This is a genomic window from Bacillus aquiflavi (genome assembly GCF_019915265.1).
Lineage (GTDB): Bacteria > Bacillota > Bacilli > Bacillales > Cytobacillaceae > Bacillus_BT > Bacillus_BT aquiflavi.
In genome coordinates, this window is record NZ_CP082780.1 from 3,363,805 (window position 1) to 3,381,962 (window position 18,158).

Genomic DNA, 18,158 nt, shown 5'->3' on the forward strand with positions numbered 1-18,158 from the left:
TTTTTTTCATTCATCATAAACTATTTTTATTTTCGTTTCATTTTTTGTTCCCACAATTTCTCCAGTTTCTATTATTGCTAAAAGAATTCTGTCCTCGAGTACCTAATCCATTATCAATTGCATCAATAACTTTACGTTTTTCAAAGCGTTAGAAACCAATTGAGATACTTCTTCTTGAGTGTCAGCTAAAAATTTCCTAGATCTTTTTAGCAGTTGAACTACTAAAATGTTTATTTTTAATTTCAAAAGTAGAAATATCTAAATCCGATAAGATTTTCTTACCTATTTTAATCCTAATTTTTAGTTCAAAAAGTAATATTATTTTCTTCAAAAAATTCTATCCATTTTTATTGGTGCACTATCTAAACTAAGCCCGACACTTGTTAAACCATAGGAGAAGAATTCACTACTGGTACAGGCATTCCTATAAATTACAGGTTGCTAATTCATATATAAAATTAAAGAAAAAACATATCATTTAATAATTTTTTTTCCAAAATTAAACATTATTATGCTGTATTAACCATTCAATAGCCTGATTTTTCTCTAAGATGATTGGCTGTTCAGCAGTCCCAATGTTAATTGAGATAACGATTGCTTTTTTCTATATTTTTTTAAATTATTTAATTTTGAATCGGAAAAGATCGTTTCATCTATAACTGATAACTCAAAATCTATATTATCTAATTTTGAACCAGTAAAATTCGTTTTTTGCAATCCACTGGAAATAAATTTACTACTAGAGATAGTTGAGCAGGAAAAATCTGTTTCATATAAATCTGCTTTAGAAAAATTAGACATCAGTATTCTTGCACTTTTAAAAGAGGCATAATCAGCTTTTGATTTTGTAAAAGTGACTTCTTGTATACTCGTATTTTTAAAATTTGACGAATATAGTTCTGCTCTAAAAAAATCAGTTTTTATCAGTTTCACACCACTAAAATTACACTCAATTAGTGTACTCTCAGTTAAATCTAAGTTTGAAAAATTAACTTTTGTTAAATCTATTTCATCTAATACTAATTTTTGGCCAGCACTTCCTATGGTTTTTAAAAATAAATCATGCAATTTTATTTTTTCTACTAGATTAGCATACATTAATATCCTCCTTCAATAAAGTTAGTAATATCTATCGAATACTCCATTTTTCTCATGTTTTCACATATACCTAATAGTTGACACCTTTGATCCCATTGGGGGATTGAGAATATATATTGAAAATTTATAAATATTTTACAGAAAGTAGACTATCCTAACATCCAATTTGGTTTAAATTGGATGTTTAAATATAACCGTGCGTAGAAGTCTCCACACAACTCACGGCCGCTAACCCTCCTATGTCTCACCGGATTGGGTTCCATACATTCCTTCGTCCTGCGTATCCTTGAGGTGGAGGTCGGATATGCTCCCTTGCAGGGTCAAAAGCCCGAATGGAAAAATAAACTCCGACTCTGCACTATTGGTATTTGTTCTTGAGATTTCATAAAGTATTCGAAGTAATTATTTATTTAAATCGACTTTAAGCAGCCTGTAATGCATTGATTTGTGGTAATCCCTGTAACAGCTTCGAGCCATCAAATTCGCATTGTTTTTGACCAATGACAAATAATACACGTAATAACTTACAACACAAGGCAATGAGTGATTGTTGTTTTTTTAAAGGGCGTTCGGGACGATTAGTATAATAGTGATGCAAAGCCTTAAAGGTTTCATTATGAGCGACGAGTGGCCGAATGGCTAAGTATAAGGCTCTTCGGAGCCCACTTCGTCCTCGTTTAGTGATTCTAGTTTGCCCTTTGAATTTTCCGGAACTATGTTCACGTAACGAAAGCCCTGCTAGGTTAACTAGTTAACTAATTGCTGTGGATGGCTATACTTGCTTATATCTCCAACCTCGGCAAATAATTGTGCAACTGTTGCTACACCTAAACCATTTATATCAATCATTTGCTTGGTGCCTGGTATTGTAGTTAGAAGAGCTTCTATTTGATTGTCTAACTGTTCTAGTTGCTCTTTATAAAGCTCATATTGGCGGATTAGAAAATCCAGTTCACGTTTGGCAAACTCAATACCAATCTGAATACCAATACTCTTTTTGGCTGTTTCTACTAGCTTAGTCGCTCGTTTGATTCCAACTCCACGTTGAACAAAAGGTTTCCATTTCAAAAGAACTTCATCAGGCTCCATTTCAATTATTTGAGAAGGAAACGGAAATAGTTTAAGTGTGCATAAGGCAGCTTTCCCTTCCCAGTCTCCAAAAACATCAAAGAACTCTGGAAAATAACGCTGAATTACATTTTGAATTCGTCCTTCAGTAATCATAAGCTGCCGGATGAGTTGATCTCTTACTTTGACGCCCTCTCTTAGTTCGGCATAAATGCCATCTAAAAGATTTGGTACGGAGTATCGCCCATCCTTTATCAGCTGTGCAATTACTTTGGCGTCCTTTGTATCGTTCTTCGTTGGTGAGTTGTCATCAAGCTCTTTGGATTTCTTGACATGCATTGGATTGACCAATACAAAATCATAGCCTTTAGCAGTAAGGAAATAAGCTAAATTAAGCCAATAATGTCCAGTTGGCTCAACGCCAAATATCACATGATTTTTTTCATTTTGTTTCTGATGACGTTCTACCCATTCTAATAATGTTTGGAAGCCATGGATACGATTTTCAAAGATTAAACGTTTTCCAAACTCAATGCCACGATCATCTTGAGCTCGTGCTACGTGTTTGTCTTTGGCAATATCAATGCCAATAACTAATGTTGATGGTGTGATTTGCGAGATTTTTTGATTTTGAGTATAATTCATTTTGAGTCCTCCTTGGTTACTTAAATTAAGGGTCCATTTTTTGCTTCGAAGCTTTGGACACCTCGTATCATACCAAGGGGACTTTTTTTGTTCAAATCGCAAATTTCTTTATTACAGGAATGCTCCCTTTTATTATTTGCTTATCATTCAAACCCTACAGGAATTATTCTGTATTCTTTATCTATAATATAACATCGAAACAGACAAGAGGTGTACACTTGAAGAAAGACAGCTTCACTACAATGAATAGCAAGGAACGGGTTGCAATCGTAAATGATCTTCTAAGTAAGGATGGCTTTGATTTACAAAAGGTGGCAGAAACACTTGAAATGAATTACTCTACCTTTACAAAACTAATGCAGGAAGATGATTATGTATTTATTAAACGAGATAACCAGTATTACAAATTTGTTCAGGATGAAAACCAAATTATAAGTGTTACTAACCCCCAGGAGCCCGAATTGGACTATATTAAGCAAAACTTCTTAGCCCTAAAATCATTAATTGAGCAATTTAAAAATAACAATGACTTCATTTTGGACAAGCGAATTTTCCAATCTCCTAAATTTTCCACGAAGAACTTCCGTATGTCGGACGAGTTGTATAAACAATTTGTCAAAACTTGCGAAGAGCATTTTCCTCAATACAAGCTACAAGATATAATCGCCCAGTTACTTTTCAACTTCAATGAAAAATACTCCAAAAACAATGATTGAAATATATAAAGGCAGTTCCAAAAGTTCAATGCTTATGGAAACTGCCTTTTCACGAATCCAATTGAGAATAGATCTTTATTTGAGTTAGGATTGTCTATTAATCGATGAAATTTTTCAGTTAACTTCGTAAGCTGTTCTATCTTTTGTAGATCGACTATATCCAAATGATTATTGGGAAACAAACTTTCATAGTGTCTTACTGCGGCAGGATATTCTCTATACTTGCTTCTCCTAACGAAAAGATTCCCCGATCTATGAACAACCTCTTTTTCCTTTAAAAATTCCCATTCTTTCAATTCTTCTTTTGTTAGAACTGTAAAATCTCTTGAATAAATTTTCACATCACATTCCCCATCCAACTTTTCTTTCGATATTATAGAAAAAGAATCGGCATTACCGACTCTTTCCTTTAATTATGGTTACGTTCAAAACCTTTTTTAACTTACCCCCAAAGCCTTAAATACCGCATCAATCGGATCCGCAAAAAACACTGGCTGTACTTTGACTAATAAATCTGGGGGAACAGTTTGCAAATCCATGACTGATGATGCTGGTATCAACACCTTCTTCGCTCCTGCATCGACACATACTTGCAAGACGTTCGCAAATTCTTCTACTTTTGCAATTGTGCCTCCTACGGTCATGTTGCCAATAACAACGGTGCTTTCTTGTACAGGCTTGTCTAAAGCTCCTGAGCAAAGCCCAATCAACTCCGCTATCGCAAGCTCCCCTGATAAGCCAATCCCTTGCAAATCGCTAACATGCATTAAGTAATCTTTCGTTTTCGTGCTAATCGTATTGCTTATAGCCTTACTATTTGCCGTAAAGAAGCGAAAGGCCGTATCTAAACTTTCCTTTGCACCTCGATGGGAGCCAAGTCCTGATTTATCAAACTTACCTATTCCGCTCACGACTTGGTTTTCAAGCTTGTAAACGCCGATCATGCCCGAATCACTTTGACCGACGACATACACATGCCCAGGCTTACCCATTCCCTCAGGAATCAGCTTACCGCCCCCTTGTTCGGGTACAGAGACATATTCCTCAGCCATCGTTTCTTTATCAAGATACGAGAACATGACATCATAGAACTCCATGCCCCCTATTTTCTTGAGCTGTTCCTTTACACGACGGCGACCTTCAAGAGCATATTGTAAAATTTCCTCGATATCTTCTTTCGTGTATTCACCATGAGGATAAATCAGTTTCACCATACCCGATACCGTTTTCCGCACAGCAACCGTATCCCGTTGATTCAAATTATTGCCAAGTTTGTAAAAGCGATCAATGGAATCGGCGAATGAGCGTTTTCGCATTTCCCTAAAGAATTCAGCGATATAATCTACAATAAACCCGTATTTATCTGTAAAGAAGTCGGGCCGCATTTTGGGAATTTCCCAACCTGGCATGTAGTAATGCATCCGATCAAAAAATGCGGTATCATTCGCCATTTCTTCGGGAAATGGAGCGAAAAGATGAGACGTCTTCAGCAATACATCGACACTCTGGTTAATATTCCCGACAAATACCATAGATGCCGAGGCGTTCTTCTCTTCCTTCCCTCTGGCAAAGGATCCTGATGCCATGTAGTCCTTCATAATTTGAATGCCATCTTTATCTTTAAAGCGAATACCTGCTACTTCATCAAACGCCACACAATCCCATAGTCCAACAAGGCCGATTTTACGGGTGGACATATTATAGAAAAGGTTCGCCACCGTTGATTGACCGCCTGACACAAGGATGGAATTTGGCGAGATTTCCTTGTATACATGCGATTTTCCCGTTCCTCTTGGTCCCAATTCACACATATTGTAATTATTTTCAACAAGTGGAACGAGACGTAGAAGTAGATGCCACTTTACTCTTTCTTCTAATTGCGTAGGCTCCATCCCTGTAGAACGGATAAGAACGTCAATCCACTCATCCTTTGTAAATTTCTTTCTGCCTTCAAAGACCTCATTGATGTCCATGTTCGGCATTTGAATCGGCTGTAGGCTACTTACACTGAATGGGTTCATAACCCTTACTTCTTCATCGTAAAAATAATCAATTTTGACCATACACCAAATTCCGCCCACCAAAAGCTTGTCATATTCTTTTACGAAGTTTGAAGCGATTGGCACTCCCTTTAACCCTAAGTTTGAAAATTCAGCCTCATAAGTGTCAATTTTCGGATTCAGCGTAACCGTCACTTTATCTATTATTGAATACTGCCCAAGCTCTCGAATACGTGATTTAATCTTTTCCGCTTCATCTGGGCGGACAAAATTATCAGAAAGGATTTTTTTAACCCGCTCAACACCTTCTCGAATACTTTCTTCATCATCAGTTGCACAGTACATCCCAAGCAAGTATTCAAGAACATAGACAGGAACGTTTGCCCCTTCTTTAATGAGCTTCGTCAAATCTTTACGAACAACTCGACCTGCAAAGACACTATTTAACTTTTTATCAAGATCAAGTGTCATATTCTCCTCTACTTTTTCATCCATTCTCATCCCTCCAATCATCACAGCTTAGAAGTCAAAATCACTGACAATTCCTAAGTTAATCGTAAACGGAACTTTTTCTGTAATTACGCCTGTCTCCGTATCTTTAATGATTAAGTAATATGTTTTATTTCGATCGTACGGAATACTTTTTAACACAAATTGTAGCTTGAATGTACGGTCGGCTGGATTATCAAATGAACGATCACCAATAATGGTTTCTTCATTTGAGAGTACGTTACCTTCTTCATCAGCCATATAAATGATAACTGTACGAGGTTTTGTTTTCTCCTCTACTTTTTCGGTTTGGAAGAAGTTTAAGTTAAAGATGCTATTTGTAATTTTTTGCGTCGTACTTGTCAGTTTAATATCGACTTTCGAAATAGCTTGAACTCCTTTTTGACCAGCTCGCTTATTTTTGAAGGAAAGTAAAGGTACTACAATTTCTTGTAAACTTGCTCCACCATGATTGAAATTCATCCCAGATCCTTGCATACGATTACGTAGCGTTCCATTTGGCACATAAACGTGTAATTGCTGTTCATTTTTAATAACGGAAGCCAAATCAATCATTAATTGTCCTGGAATGTCCTGATTTTCTTTAGATAAAGCGTAACGACGTTTCACCTCAATTGTTTCCAACTGTACTTTCTCGATTTTATCGCTTTCCTCTAAAGGTTCTCTTTGAAAAAGGAAGCCATGATCAGCAGTAATTAAAATGTTCGTTCCAGAAAGGTCGTCACGAATAATTTTTATTAGGTTAGAAATTTCATCCAGTGCCTTTTCAACTGCATTAAACGTATAAATTTCCGTTGATGCTTTATCACCCATTGCATCAATGCTGTCATGGTAGATATAAATGAGTTTCTTACCTTTAAATGTTTCACGTCTTCCTGCTTTGTTCATATTTACAATATCTTGGAAATAGACTGCCATGCTATCTTCAACAGTGGATTCAATAATAGCTTTTCGGTTTTCCAGCCCAGATGAATCCTTGTCATTTACATACACTTGCCCCTTCGAATCAATATCAATAGATTTATGTGGGAGCAACGATGCCATACCCAATTTTGTAACAGAAGGGATGACTCCAAGCATGGATTGTATATCACATGTACCAATCGTCTCAGCGTTTAATCGTTCTGTCAGCTCTACTCCAATTTCATATCGAAATGCATCGGAAATAATGACGAATACTCGCTCACCTTTTCGAATGTGTGGAGCTACAATTGAAGAATAAAACTGCTGTTGGTTTAACACACCTGGTAGTGACCATTTTTCAGTCATTTCTGCCTTTACAGCTTGCGACCAGTTCGCACTTAATTCGCCCATAAACCAATGCGTATATAAATGCTCCACCACTTCTTTTAATTTCTTGAGTATTTCATGATTGCTTTCTTCATCATAGGCCACATAAAACTTACGATAATACGTATCCATCAGATAATACTGGCTCTGATATGCTTCGTAAATGTCAATAGCCCGCCCTGTTGGTATTCCTTGTTGGTATTCTTTATAGAATTCCTGCATTTTAACGGTATAAAAAAGTGCCTCATAAACATTTGCATAGCGTTCGTAAAAGTGTTTTGCCCGTCTTAGCTTAATTAATTTAGTGTACTCCTCAAAATCTTCGAGCTTCTCAAGTAAACTATTGGCAATGTAAATGATGATCGCTCTGTCGATATAGGGAAATGTTTCTGCTTTTTTTAACTCTTCCATTGGAATAGTTTGTAGTATATGAGAAAGCTGTATTTCTCTCTCTGCCATTTCTACGTATTCATCAAATACTTCACCATCGGTTTTATGATGCATCCAATGGTCGATGAATACAAGACAGTTTGTTCGATTACGGAGAGCAATAAAGTCTTTTATACTCGTCAAATATTGCTCATTGACAGAATGGCTAAATGCGGTAACAGCCATATGTATAAACAATGTTTTTAATGTCTTAGTGTCACGTTCATAGCCATACTGTTTGAATACATATTTCCAAAATACTTCTACATCGAAAAACTTGTCCATCTGAGTTAATAACTTATTATCGCTATCCTCCAGCGTATCCATTAATACCGTCTTTAACACTTCTTCAAAATCAGGAACCTTTACGTTACAAAGCACACTCATAATCGCAAGTTCAATCATCTCTTCACTGAATGATTCAATACCTAATCCCTGAAACTTACGGTAACGCTCTTTGTTATTGAAGAAACGTTCATATTTTTTTATCACTCCACGTAGAGATGGATCTATTTGAAGCTCACTTAAAATAAGCGAAATCCGATCTGCATAAAATGTTTTCGAATAGAACACTGTATCCGCTAACCAGTTATCTTCTAAACCTAATTCTAACGTTGTATATATCAAATAATGAGAAGATGGATCTTCTTCCTCTAACAAATGTTTCATATAAAATTGATTGTTTTCCGATAATGTTTGGATTTTAACTCCATCCATTGTCAATTGATCAATTTCCTCAATAAACTCTTGATCCTTATCCACCCAAAAGACAATTTTTCGCTCTTCCCCGTCTTTTAACGGTTCGCTAAAAATATCTTGAAGGGCGGAGACGATTTGAGTCATATTCATCCTACTCACCTGCTTTCTAATGCCTCAACTATTACTTATTTTAATCACCATTTACTCCTTCTTATTCCAGTTATTTTTGTATACTTTAATTGTTCTATAAGATGGTGAAGGTAGCGGTCAGGCCATGTTGATTCCAAATGATATGCCAACATTATTGCATTAAAGGTAACATAAGGTTATTACATATGTTGGATTTGTTCTTGTTTATTTTTTACTGAATACGGAAAATCAAGTAAGTAAAAATGATACCTTATTTTTCTTCAATGCTTGAAAAAATTTTTTTCTATTGTAGTGGGGTTCTAACTTTTTATAGCACAGCCATTTATTCATGTACCATTCATGTAGTATAAGCCATTTGTCAGATTCAAAATTAAATGTAGTAAGATGTTCTATTTCTTCTTTTAAGAGACTTGATAACTTTTCTTCGCTATCCTTCCCTGATTTATAGATGATGCTTAGTAAAATGATTTTAGTAATATCATCATCACATTTCTTATATAGATGTTCTAACTCAAAAACAGTAAAGTCATAATTAATTTTTATTAGTGACCATAATAACCATTGGGACTCATTATGTAGTTGGTTATTCATACTGATTTCCAAATTCCTGAATATTTCCTTGCTTAACCTTTCAGAGACTAAGTCCATATATTTTAAAATTAACTCAACAATATTTTGACTTATCGAAGGTCGAATCAACAAATGTCCTATCAGGAAGGGTTCAATAGCAGTCCAACAATTCCTCAGGTCAACTCTGTTATAAAGCATTTTATACAGATATTTGTATGCTCCCTTTTCTCCCAAATTTGTAAGTTCATCCGCTTTAAAAAATAACAACCTTAATGAATGCTCATCCTTTTTCGTATTGTACTTTTCAATATAATAATCATATTCACTTTTAATATCCCTTATTGAGTGATATGGATAAAGCAATAACTGAGATTTATTTTCGTTTATTTTCAATCTGTAAGACTCAAATATTTCAATAATTTTATTCTTCAACTTGTGTACATCATATTCACTTCTAAAATAAAACTCATAATCATCTACATAATGCATAAACTTAAAGTCGATACTATGAATCTTAGATAAATCTTCAAGTTCCTCATTAATTTTAACCAATAGCAATTCGGAAATAATTCTTGAGGTGAAGGGACCTGTTGGAATGCCAGAGGTTTCATTAGAATTAGTTCCTCTCACTAATTCATCCAAGCTCTTTCCCAAATTATCATTTTTTACCCTGATATTTCTCTTTGCTTCTTCCCTTCCTATGACAGACCACTCGATGGAATGTGTATAAATACTATCGTAGAAATTTGCCAAATCAATCTTGTAACAATATTTATATCCCATTGATTCATTCATTTTGTCTTTTAGATTCTTAATATAGGTCGACTTCACAATTTTAGGTTTCTTTTCTCTAAATAAGGGAACGTTGAACATCGAAATATCCTCATATCTCTCCCCAAAATAATAAAATGGATTGGATAATGTATGTCTGTTATTGGAGAATCTACTCTCTAACTCTTTATGCATAGATAACACATAATTAAATAAATGAATTTGTTTAGCTGGATTCGGTATTTTTATATTTCTTCTCGACTGATCATTTTTAGAAATAGTAAAAGTTACACACTCACAAGCATTCTTTTGAGGTATATCCAGTAAGTTTCTATAGTTTTCGAAAAACTTTTCAGAACTAAATATTGGTGGTAGTTGCTCTGGCAAATAACCATATTTAACCAATTGCTCCTCTATGTTTATCTTCATTCTCTCACCTGAATTTTTTAGTGAATAAACACTCTACTGTAAATCGCTTTTCCCCCGTATATTAGAAGAGGAGCAAACCAAATCAATCTGCTCCTCAAAAAAGCTAAATCTTTGCTACTAACCCCTTAAACTTCTCATAATTTACTTTCACACCATCATCCAAATCAATTTCAATTTGCATATCTGCCATGTGGTGCAACAGCTCATCATAAGCTCTCAACTCGTCAATTTTCTTATCAAGTGACTTTAGCTCTTTCTTTGCATTGCTGATTTCTTTTGCTGTATAGTCTCCTTCAATAATTGTCAGTAAATCTTTCTTCTCAGCATCCATCCGTATTTGCACTTCATGTAAATAATCGGTACGAATACGAGAAAGAGTTGTTTTATCGTAACGATGCATATAGATAAGACAATTAAATGCCTTCTCCTTACCAGAAGTAAATAACCAATAAATCGGTCGTTTCTTATAAACTTGGACATGATCCTTATAGAAATCATTCAAGAAATAACGACGCAACGCTTCCCTTGACGTTTCATTTGCTTTACGCCCAATTGCATCTGCAATAAAATCAAGATTCTCCTCAAGCGTTTCCTCACTATACGTTACTCGCACAAAATCTACAAATCTTGTTACAATATCATCTTCGAAATACGCACCAGGCAATATTGGCAAGATGTTATCTTCATCCGCTGGGAATGTTTGATAACGTGAGGCATCAAATTCTCCACCTGCGTAAATTAAACCTTTTTCATCGAGTGAATAACGACCGAAAGAACAACCAATAGCGTACGAGATAAAACTTTTTATATCTTGATCTGAGTTTGCCTTATGAATGGTAACATCTTTTACATCAATTTCCGAATCGAGTTCATCTTGCAATCCATAAATATTAATAAATAAACGGTTAAGTTCTTCTTCATTGAATTTAAGTTGATTAAATTGGGATAAAGTATACTCCTCCCAACTTCTAAATGCTATATTCAAAGCTATTGAGGAGAATTCCAACAATGGATGTCTTTCAAATTCCCACGACGTTTCTTTCGAATCCCAATCGGATTTTGAAATGTCTAAACAACTCTTAACTATCTTTATCAGTTCAAGTTCGATATCATTATCTTTTTTTATTGGAATGCTTGATATATGGCCTACCTCATAATTAACGGTAGGGCTTAAAAAGCCTAAAATTCGTTTTGCTACTTTGCTATTTAATAAGCCTAAATTGTAATACATATTATTTTCGGAATCATTTTCAAAGAAAATAGAACAACCTGCAACATCAAATATAAATCCTTCGGGAATAAATCTAACTGAAAACCCTCCTATCGTTACTTTGGACCAAGTTAGAGATTTATTAAAAAAGTACTGAAGATTTTGGGGTCTTGATCTAATTTTCCCATTACTATCTTTGAAATTTTTAATTTCAAATCCATCATTTTCCCAATTTACTACATAATCGTTATTCCCATACCATTTTCTAAAAGCTCCACCTTTATTATAGGGAAACCACTTTAGTTTACTTTTCAAGGCATCCTCACTATTTCCAAAACTAAAGCCTATATTATTAATTGAAACTTCATGCCAAAATCTTAAAAAGCGGTTATTATCGGCGGTAGCCAATCCTTGTTTAGGTTCTGATAAATCCCCCAGTTTAGGGTTTTCAGTGAAGTTTTTTAAATCAATATCCTTTGCCCAATAGGTAATAGGAGAACCATTGATATGCATGAATTTTTTTTGATTATTCACAAAGGTCGGCTCATTGAAGAACCTTTTTTCTTTTCTTTCTAAACTATCAACAATAGATTGACTTTCAAAAAGTCTTTTATACGATCCTAAATAATTCTCAATTATTGATTTTCTTAAAACGAAAGCAGTAGTTCCGAAGTCTGCCCCGAATATCCCTCTACCCAGATGAAGTAAGTTAATAATAAGTGTATTAGATAGTAAATTTATTCTTAATTTCTCAAAGCTACTCAAGAACATCCATGATGGTATGTTTATCATCGAAACATATCCATCCTGTTTTGATAAGTTTAAACAAACTTCCATAAATACTGCATACAGATCACTTTTAGAATCCGAGAAATTTTCTTTAACGTAATTCGATAGATTTGAATTCATTCCACCTTGTCCCATATAAGGCGGATTAGTACAAACTACATCGTAACTCTGGCTTAAAAACTTCGCTTGTTTCAGTAACAATGGAAGTTTTTCTTCAATTATTTTTTTGTGGATCATATCTATTAAATCAACTTGTTCTAATTTATATTCAGAGAATCTTTGCTCAAGAATTTTATTATTTAATGGTCCTATCCTTATTATTGAGCCATATTCTTTCGCATCAATAAAAGTTTCCCCAAGTAAATGTAGTTGCTCTTTTACCTGAATATTATTACCTGAAATATTTGCAATCATCTCAATAGTAAGCCAATTACTTTCTTGCACAGCACAAATATTTGGATGAATTGCATTTCTAAATACTCTTCGCGATTTCTCTCTTGCTTTCATCATTAGTGCAAAGGAGGCTAATTGAACTGCACGATCATCAACGTCTATTCCAAATAAGTTTTTTTCCAATATTAATTGAGGAATTTCATTTTCCATGTAACCTTTTTCAAGATACATATCATAGAACACATCAAATGCATACACAAGAATATGTCCACTACCGCAACAAGGATCAAGGAATGTAATTTCTTCAGGATTTACATTCTTGTATCGAATTTCTTCAATTTGGTTAATTACCTCTTTTTCTTGTTCTGCTTCATCTAAATAATATTTCCATTCTGTTTTCAGTTGACTTTCAGGGTAGCTATCATGCCAAATACGCCCCAATGAATTCTCTACCATGTAACGAACAATCCAATTTGGAGTAAAAAGCTGTGTTGCCGCTGGGAGCTTATCTTTTGTAATTTTAATATTCTTTTTAAGGTTAGCGAAAACTTCATCTTTTTCCTCGGAGATATAAAATTGATACAACCATCCAATAATTTCGACACTTTGCCAGTCACTTTCTGCAATCACATCGGTGTTTGTCATTTGGCGTACAAACGAATCTGTACCAAGTAAGCCTTCTGGGAATAAGATTTCCTTATAATCTTCCAGTGTTTCAAACATAAATGGCATATAGCGGTTCAAGCCATTACAGTGCATTTTAATAAGGTACTTGAACAATTCGTCTGTCTTGTTGTTCATTTTTAGTTCATATACGTATTCTTTATCCAATTCTAAATCAAGAGATAGTGCCTCCTTCATCATGTCTGGCTCTGCACTGTCGTCATTTGTTGACGATAAAACACGTACCTTTGTTGGAAGATAATCATTCACTTCCATATAGCGTAATGCAATAAAACGGTTGAACCATGTGTATGCTGTTTCTTCCATAACTTGATCAAAACCAATATCGTTTATACGAGCAATAAGCTTGTTACGTTGTCGTCTTTCTACATCCGAAAGCTGTCTGCCGTCAATAAAGACGGCATCGGAGCTTTCTACATTTGCTTTTTGGATAGATTCAGCAGTAATCCCGATTTTTCTTGCTTGTAGCTCTACTCGTTCCAGCAACTCTTTTCGAGCTTCTGTTGCAAACTTTTTCAATGCACTTTTATTCATCTGTATCACCCTTATTCAATAAACTCAATCTGTTTATTTGCTTTAATGATTTGCTTTAGCTTGTGGGAAAGCGTATTGATGTATAAATCGACCTCTTCTTCTGTTGACAATGTTTTCACCGTCACAAGTTCTTTTACTTTCACCGTCTGTTTTTGAACTACTGGTTCAATTGGTGGCTCTACAACTGTGCCTGCAATTTTCTTTTGTTCTTCCGCTTTTTTTCGTTGCCATTCAATAATTTCTTGTCGTATTTCTTTCAGTGTCTTTTCTTTATAACTGTTACTTTGCGAAATTGTTGCATCCACTTTAAAAATATCCGTAAACTGCTCAAGGCTTCCTTTTAATCCTTGATAGTATTGTTCCACTCGTTGTTTCGTTTCATTTGAAACACCATACTGCGTAGCCTGTAGAACTAATTCATTATAATCGGCTTGTAGTTTTTCATTGGCATTTGCTATTTTCTCTACTAATACAGCCTCTATTTGTTGCTCTAATTCGTGAAGTAAATCAGGGATGTCTTTAATGTTTTTATAAGGAATTGGATCTTCCACAATATTACGTAGTTGATGCATTGCTTTTTCTATTTCGTCACCTGATAAGTACGATTTATTTTCTTCGTACTTTACAAGTCCTGCTAATCCTCGATCAAAAATATCCTTTTGATTCGATCCGAAGAAGCTCTTTACATACACAATGTCTTCTTCCCAGTCAGCTAAGTCATCTTCCATTTCTTTTAGTTTTAAGAAGAAAGATGCGTTATCAAGCTGTTTGTTAAATTCTCCAAAGTATTCTAACCCTTTGTTTAAAAGACTTAAACCAGGATATCTTCGTCCTTCATAACGTGCTTTGAACGAGTTGATTTCATCTACTTGCTTGGCAATAAGCGAACGAATATCCTTCGCCAGACCGTCTTCATCATCTGCTAAATCCGTTGTATTAAATACTTCTTTGCAAATTCTTCTCGCAGTACGAAGAAGGGCTTCATCCACTTTCACTCGTTTTGTAATGATCCCTTTATCCGCTTCTGTTGTTTTTCCGAAAACCGTCAATAATTTGTTTGTGTCGATTTCTGGCTCTAAATACTCCGAATTATAACGAATGCGAATGCGTTGCTCTTTTAGCAATTGTGCAAGGAGACCTGCTATATCAAGCTGTTTCCAGCCATAAGGTTTGTCTACAAAACGATCATACACAAGTTTCACTCGGACTTGTTTGTTCAATTGCTCCTGCAAGTCGATATATTCATAAACTTCACTTTTCGCAAGGGCATTCGGACTTTGAATCATTTGTTCGTCAAAGGAAATTTGTTGCTCATCCGAAGCTAACATAGAAATGAGTTCTCGTTCATTTTCCAAATGATCTTTCACATAGCCTAATTTCGTGTAGACGTTATCGACTAAATGCTTAAATGCCGTATTTATTTTTTCTTTTACGGAAGAGCCTTTAATATCCATTTTGTCGCCGTTAACGAAGAATGCACCGTCTTTGATCGCTTCTTCTAACAATTCTCGCACTCGTCGTCTTCTTTCACGTGCTTCAGCTTGTTTGTTATTTAATATATTTTGGATGTTTTCAGGTAATTGTGTGATGTTCTTTTTCTTGCGATATTCTTCAATACGTAACGCTTCTTCCATTTCCTCAACATACGCTTCGTTGCCACCCAGTTTCAATATCGTTTCCCCATTGCCTGATGACATCATCATTAACTCTTGGTCAGACTTAGCATAATGGTCTGATAGTGGTGACAAGATTTGAATGCCGATGTTTGACGTTTGATTGCCATAAGGCTTTTCATCCATTACTTGATTGTAAGAGAAAGAATATTGTTTTGAATAAGTGAAACGTTTTTCTTCGTATAGGTCATTAAAGATATATTGGGCTAATTCACGTTTTACCAAATTTTCATCAACATTCAACTGCTTGATTTCTCGGTTAATATCTTGTTCATCGTCAGTTAAGAATAGGTAGTTGTCCCCGTTCTTTCCGATCAATGTTTGTGACATTAACTTCCGTAGTGCCACTTTGATTTTTTCTTTTAACTCCAATTTATCTTCGTCAATATGTGTGACCATAAGAGTAGCGATATTATCAATGTTTGCTGGAAGTTCTTTAATGTACTTGATCATGAACAGCACTTTTAACAAATCAATGTTAAACGGATCATCTTTTAAAGCAGGATTCATGCTTGCCCCTTCGATTACCCTTGAAATAGAAGGATTTAAAAATTCTTTGATCGTATCGTAAAATGCATAGAACGGAATGAGAGAACCTTCTTCTGCATCCTTATATTGAAGTCCCGCTTCCTTAAATGCGGATAACATCGAACGTTCCCCTTCAGATAAGTGCTTTCCAGAAGAACCATGCTTTCGTACTTGTTCGAACACGTTTTGTAGTAGCTTAAATTGATACGGTACGAACGGATACACTTCGGCAAATTCCATATCATCTTCATAACCACGAAGATCTGCTGTACTTTCTTTAAAGCTAATTAAATTTTTCAAGATAGCACTTTTATTCGGATAATCGGCTCTTAACTTGTCCAACACATGTGGATATTTTTCTAAAATACGCTTTTTAATAACTTCATCAACCGAGATAGATGATAGGGATAATCGTGTGTCAAAACGACCTTGGATACGTGAAAAGTCATCCCCTTTGACTTTAATAATTGAGTCAATACTTTCTTGAGAAGTGACCATAATCCATACTTTACCTTGTGCATATGTCCCTAAATCTTCCGTTAATGTTTGTAAGTTCAGCATCAAGTTACGGTTATCCCCAATGTACTGTCCAATCTCGTCAACTAAAAACACCAGATGAAAATTTGGACCTTTACTATCAATGTATTCCTTTACATCTTTTGCGAATTTCTCAATGCTAATTTCAAAATTATTAACTCCACTTTCAAACCAATTACGTGCAGATTCTTCTGTCATATTTGTCGCTTTTACTAATGCTCCAATAACATAATCTGCATCAAAATAGAAGCTATTTCGGCGTTCTTCCCATGATTCACCTGCAAGAGCATGGAATTCGGTTTTAAATGTTTCGTAAATTCCCTGCTTATCTAAATACTTTTCCATCTCAGCAACACCAGGAATATCGCCGTAGTAGCCACGATGCTCGTAAAATACCTTCATGAACACACGTAAAATGGCATCTTTTTTTGATTTGTTATCTAATGAACTTTTGGAATCAATGTTAAATAGGATGACTTCTGTATCGACGTCTGCTGTTCGCTTCATATTGGCATACACAAGGGCGTCTTTTATTTTTTCTTCAAAGAAAGCAACAGGCTTCTTTCCTTGCACTGCTCTGTTTTCTAAAAGGTACGCAAGGATTTTAAGGAAGTGCGATTTACCTGAACCGAAGAATCCGCTGATCCAGACCCCCATCTTATCCGTATTACCTTGGACTCCTTTTAAATAGTTTTCATAGAACTTAGAAAAATGTTTATGTAATTCCTGTGTGACAACATACTCGTCTAATTCTTGATAAATATCCGCATCGCTTGTTTGGGCAACTTTAATAACCCCACGAATATCACGTTCAATATCTTTTAAAAACATCTCTTTAAGTAGCATCCAATTTCCCCCTCTTCCATTAATCTACTAAGCGGAATGCACGATAGTAGTTATCGTCTTTAATTTTGCTAAATAATTGAAGTGATTGACCGTCATATTGACCTGGAAAAAACATGATGACGGGTGTTTTATCCAATACCTCTTGAAGGTTATTCAAAATATTGTGTGACCGTACGAACGGGTATACTTTCCCTACTCCTGTCAAGAGGACAACATTATGGTCTTCAATCTGCTCCTTAATTTTTTGCAGAAAAACATCTGGCTTTGCAAAGGTTGTCATTGCTTTGAACAGTGCATCTTTTCCTTGCCTTTTCTCCATCTCAAATATCCGATCAAAAATTCTCTTTTCTTTTGTTATTTCAATGAGCATTTTGTATAGATCAAACTCAATTATTCGTCTGTTCGTACCTTCATAAGAAAATTCTTTTTTTATGTGCTTCACATAATCTCTGACTTTTAATTCATGTTCAGGTTCATAGTCAAAAACATAGAAGCTTATTTCATTGCCAAGTCCTCTTCCTTCAATGAACTTGTCCTCTCTTATTTTAGGAATAATTTTATCCAGTCTGGCATTGATGTTTGTCATATT

Annotated in this window: 9 protein-coding genes and 1 pseudogene; 1 reads left to right on the top strand and 9 read right to left on the bottom strand. The window is 35.0% G+C overall.

All coding sequences use genetic code 11. The features are described from left to right. Positions 1-546 precede the first annotated feature (546 nt). Complete coding sequence (locus K6959_RS16300; protein ID WP_223087047.1) at positions 547-1,098, bottom strand: pentapeptide repeat-containing protein; 552 nt, start codon at positions 1,096-1,098, stop codon at positions 547-549. A 421-nt stretch (positions 1,099-1,519) separates the two neighbouring features. Then, positions 1,520-2,811: pseudogene (locus K6959_RS16305) on the bottom strand (IS110 family RNA-guided transposase). 218 nt (positions 2,812-3,029) lie between these two features. Here K6959_RS16305 and K6959_RS16310 point away from each other — a divergent pair. Further along, positions 3,030-3,527: a hypothetical protein gene (locus tag K6959_RS16310; protein WP_163243262.1), complete on the top strand. Its 498-nt coding sequence runs from the start codon at positions 3,030-3,032 to the stop codon at positions 3,525-3,527. Positions 3,528-3,559: 32 nt separating this feature from the next. On the opposite strand, the gene K6959_RS16315 is transcribed toward K6959_RS16310, so the two are convergent. The 7 genes from K6959_RS16315 to K6959_RS16345 form a co-directional block, all read right to left on the bottom strand. Further along, positions 3,560-3,868 (bottom strand): hypothetical protein, encoded by a 309-nt coding sequence (locus tag K6959_RS16315; protein ID WP_163243261.1) that lies wholly within the window; start codon positions 3,866-3,868, stop codon positions 3,560-3,562. Between the two features lie 96 nt (positions 3,869-3,964). Beyond that, a complete protein-coding gene (brxL, locus tag K6959_RS16320) occupies positions 3,965-6,022 on the bottom strand; it encodes a protease Lon-related BREX system protein BrxL (protein WP_223087048.1) in 2,058 nt (685 codons plus the stop codon). Positions 6,023-6,046: 24 nt separating this feature from the next. Next, positions 6,047-8,605, bottom strand: a complete 2,559-nt coding sequence (gene pglZ, locus K6959_RS16325; RefSeq protein ID WP_223087049.1) for a BREX-1 system phosphatase PglZ type A — start codon at positions 8,603-8,605, stop codon at positions 6,047-6,049. Positions 8,606-8,833: 228 nt separating this feature from the next. Next, entirely contained in the window at positions 8,834-10,375 is a 1,542-nt protein-coding gene (locus K6959_RS16330; RefSeq protein ID WP_223087051.1) for an RNA-directed DNA polymerase, read from the bottom strand. Positions 10,376-10,478: 103 nt separating this feature from the next. Further along, positions 10,479-13,985, bottom strand: coding sequence for a BREX-1 system adenine-specific DNA-methyltransferase PglX (gene pglX, locus K6959_RS16335; protein WP_163243258.1), 3,507 nt, complete (start codon positions 13,983-13,985; stop codon positions 10,479-10,481). Between the two features lie 11 nt (positions 13,986-13,996). Then, positions 13,997-17,569: a BREX system P-loop protein BrxC gene (gene brxC / locus K6959_RS16340; protein ID WP_223087052.1), complete on the bottom strand. Its 3,573-nt coding sequence runs from the start codon at positions 17,567-17,569 to the stop codon at positions 13,997-13,999. Between the two features lie 19 nt (positions 17,570-17,588). Beyond that, the gene (locus K6959_RS16345) at positions 17,589-18,155 is read right to left on the bottom strand and encodes a DUF1788 domain-containing protein (protein WP_163243256.1); all 567 of its coding nucleotides are present in this window, start codon (positions 18,153-18,155) and stop codon (positions 17,589-17,591) included. Positions 18,156-18,158: the final 3 nt, after the last annotated feature.

What these genes read in the sequence shown, in the direction of transcription:
- K6959_RS16300 (WP_223087047.1), bottom strand. Translation starts at nt 1,098, where the DNA reads ATGTATGCTAATCTAGTAGAAAAAATAAAATTGCATGATTTATTTTTA.
- brxC (WP_223087052.1), bottom strand. Translation starts at nt 17,569, where the DNA reads ATGCTACTTAAAGAGATGTTTTTAAAAGATATTGAACGTGATATTCGT.
- brxL (WP_223087048.1), bottom strand. Translation starts at nt 6,022, where the DNA reads ATGGATGAAAAAGTAGAGGAGAATATGACACTTGATCTTGATAAAAAG.
- K6959_RS16330 (WP_223087051.1), bottom strand. Translation starts at nt 10,375, where the DNA reads ATGAAGATAAACATAGAGGAGCAATTGGTTAAATATGGTTATTTGCCA.
- pglX (WP_163243258.1), bottom strand. Translation starts at nt 13,985, where the DNA reads ATGAATAAAAGTGCATTGAAAAAGTTTGCAACAGAAGCTCGAAAAGAG.
- K6959_RS16345 (WP_163243256.1), bottom strand. Translation starts at nt 18,155, where the DNA reads ATGACAAACATCAATGCCAGACTGGATAAAATTATTCCTAAAATAAGA.
- pglZ (WP_223087049.1), bottom strand. Translation starts at nt 8,605, where the DNA reads ATGAATATGACTCAAATCGTCTCCGCCCTTCAAGATATTTTTAGCGAA.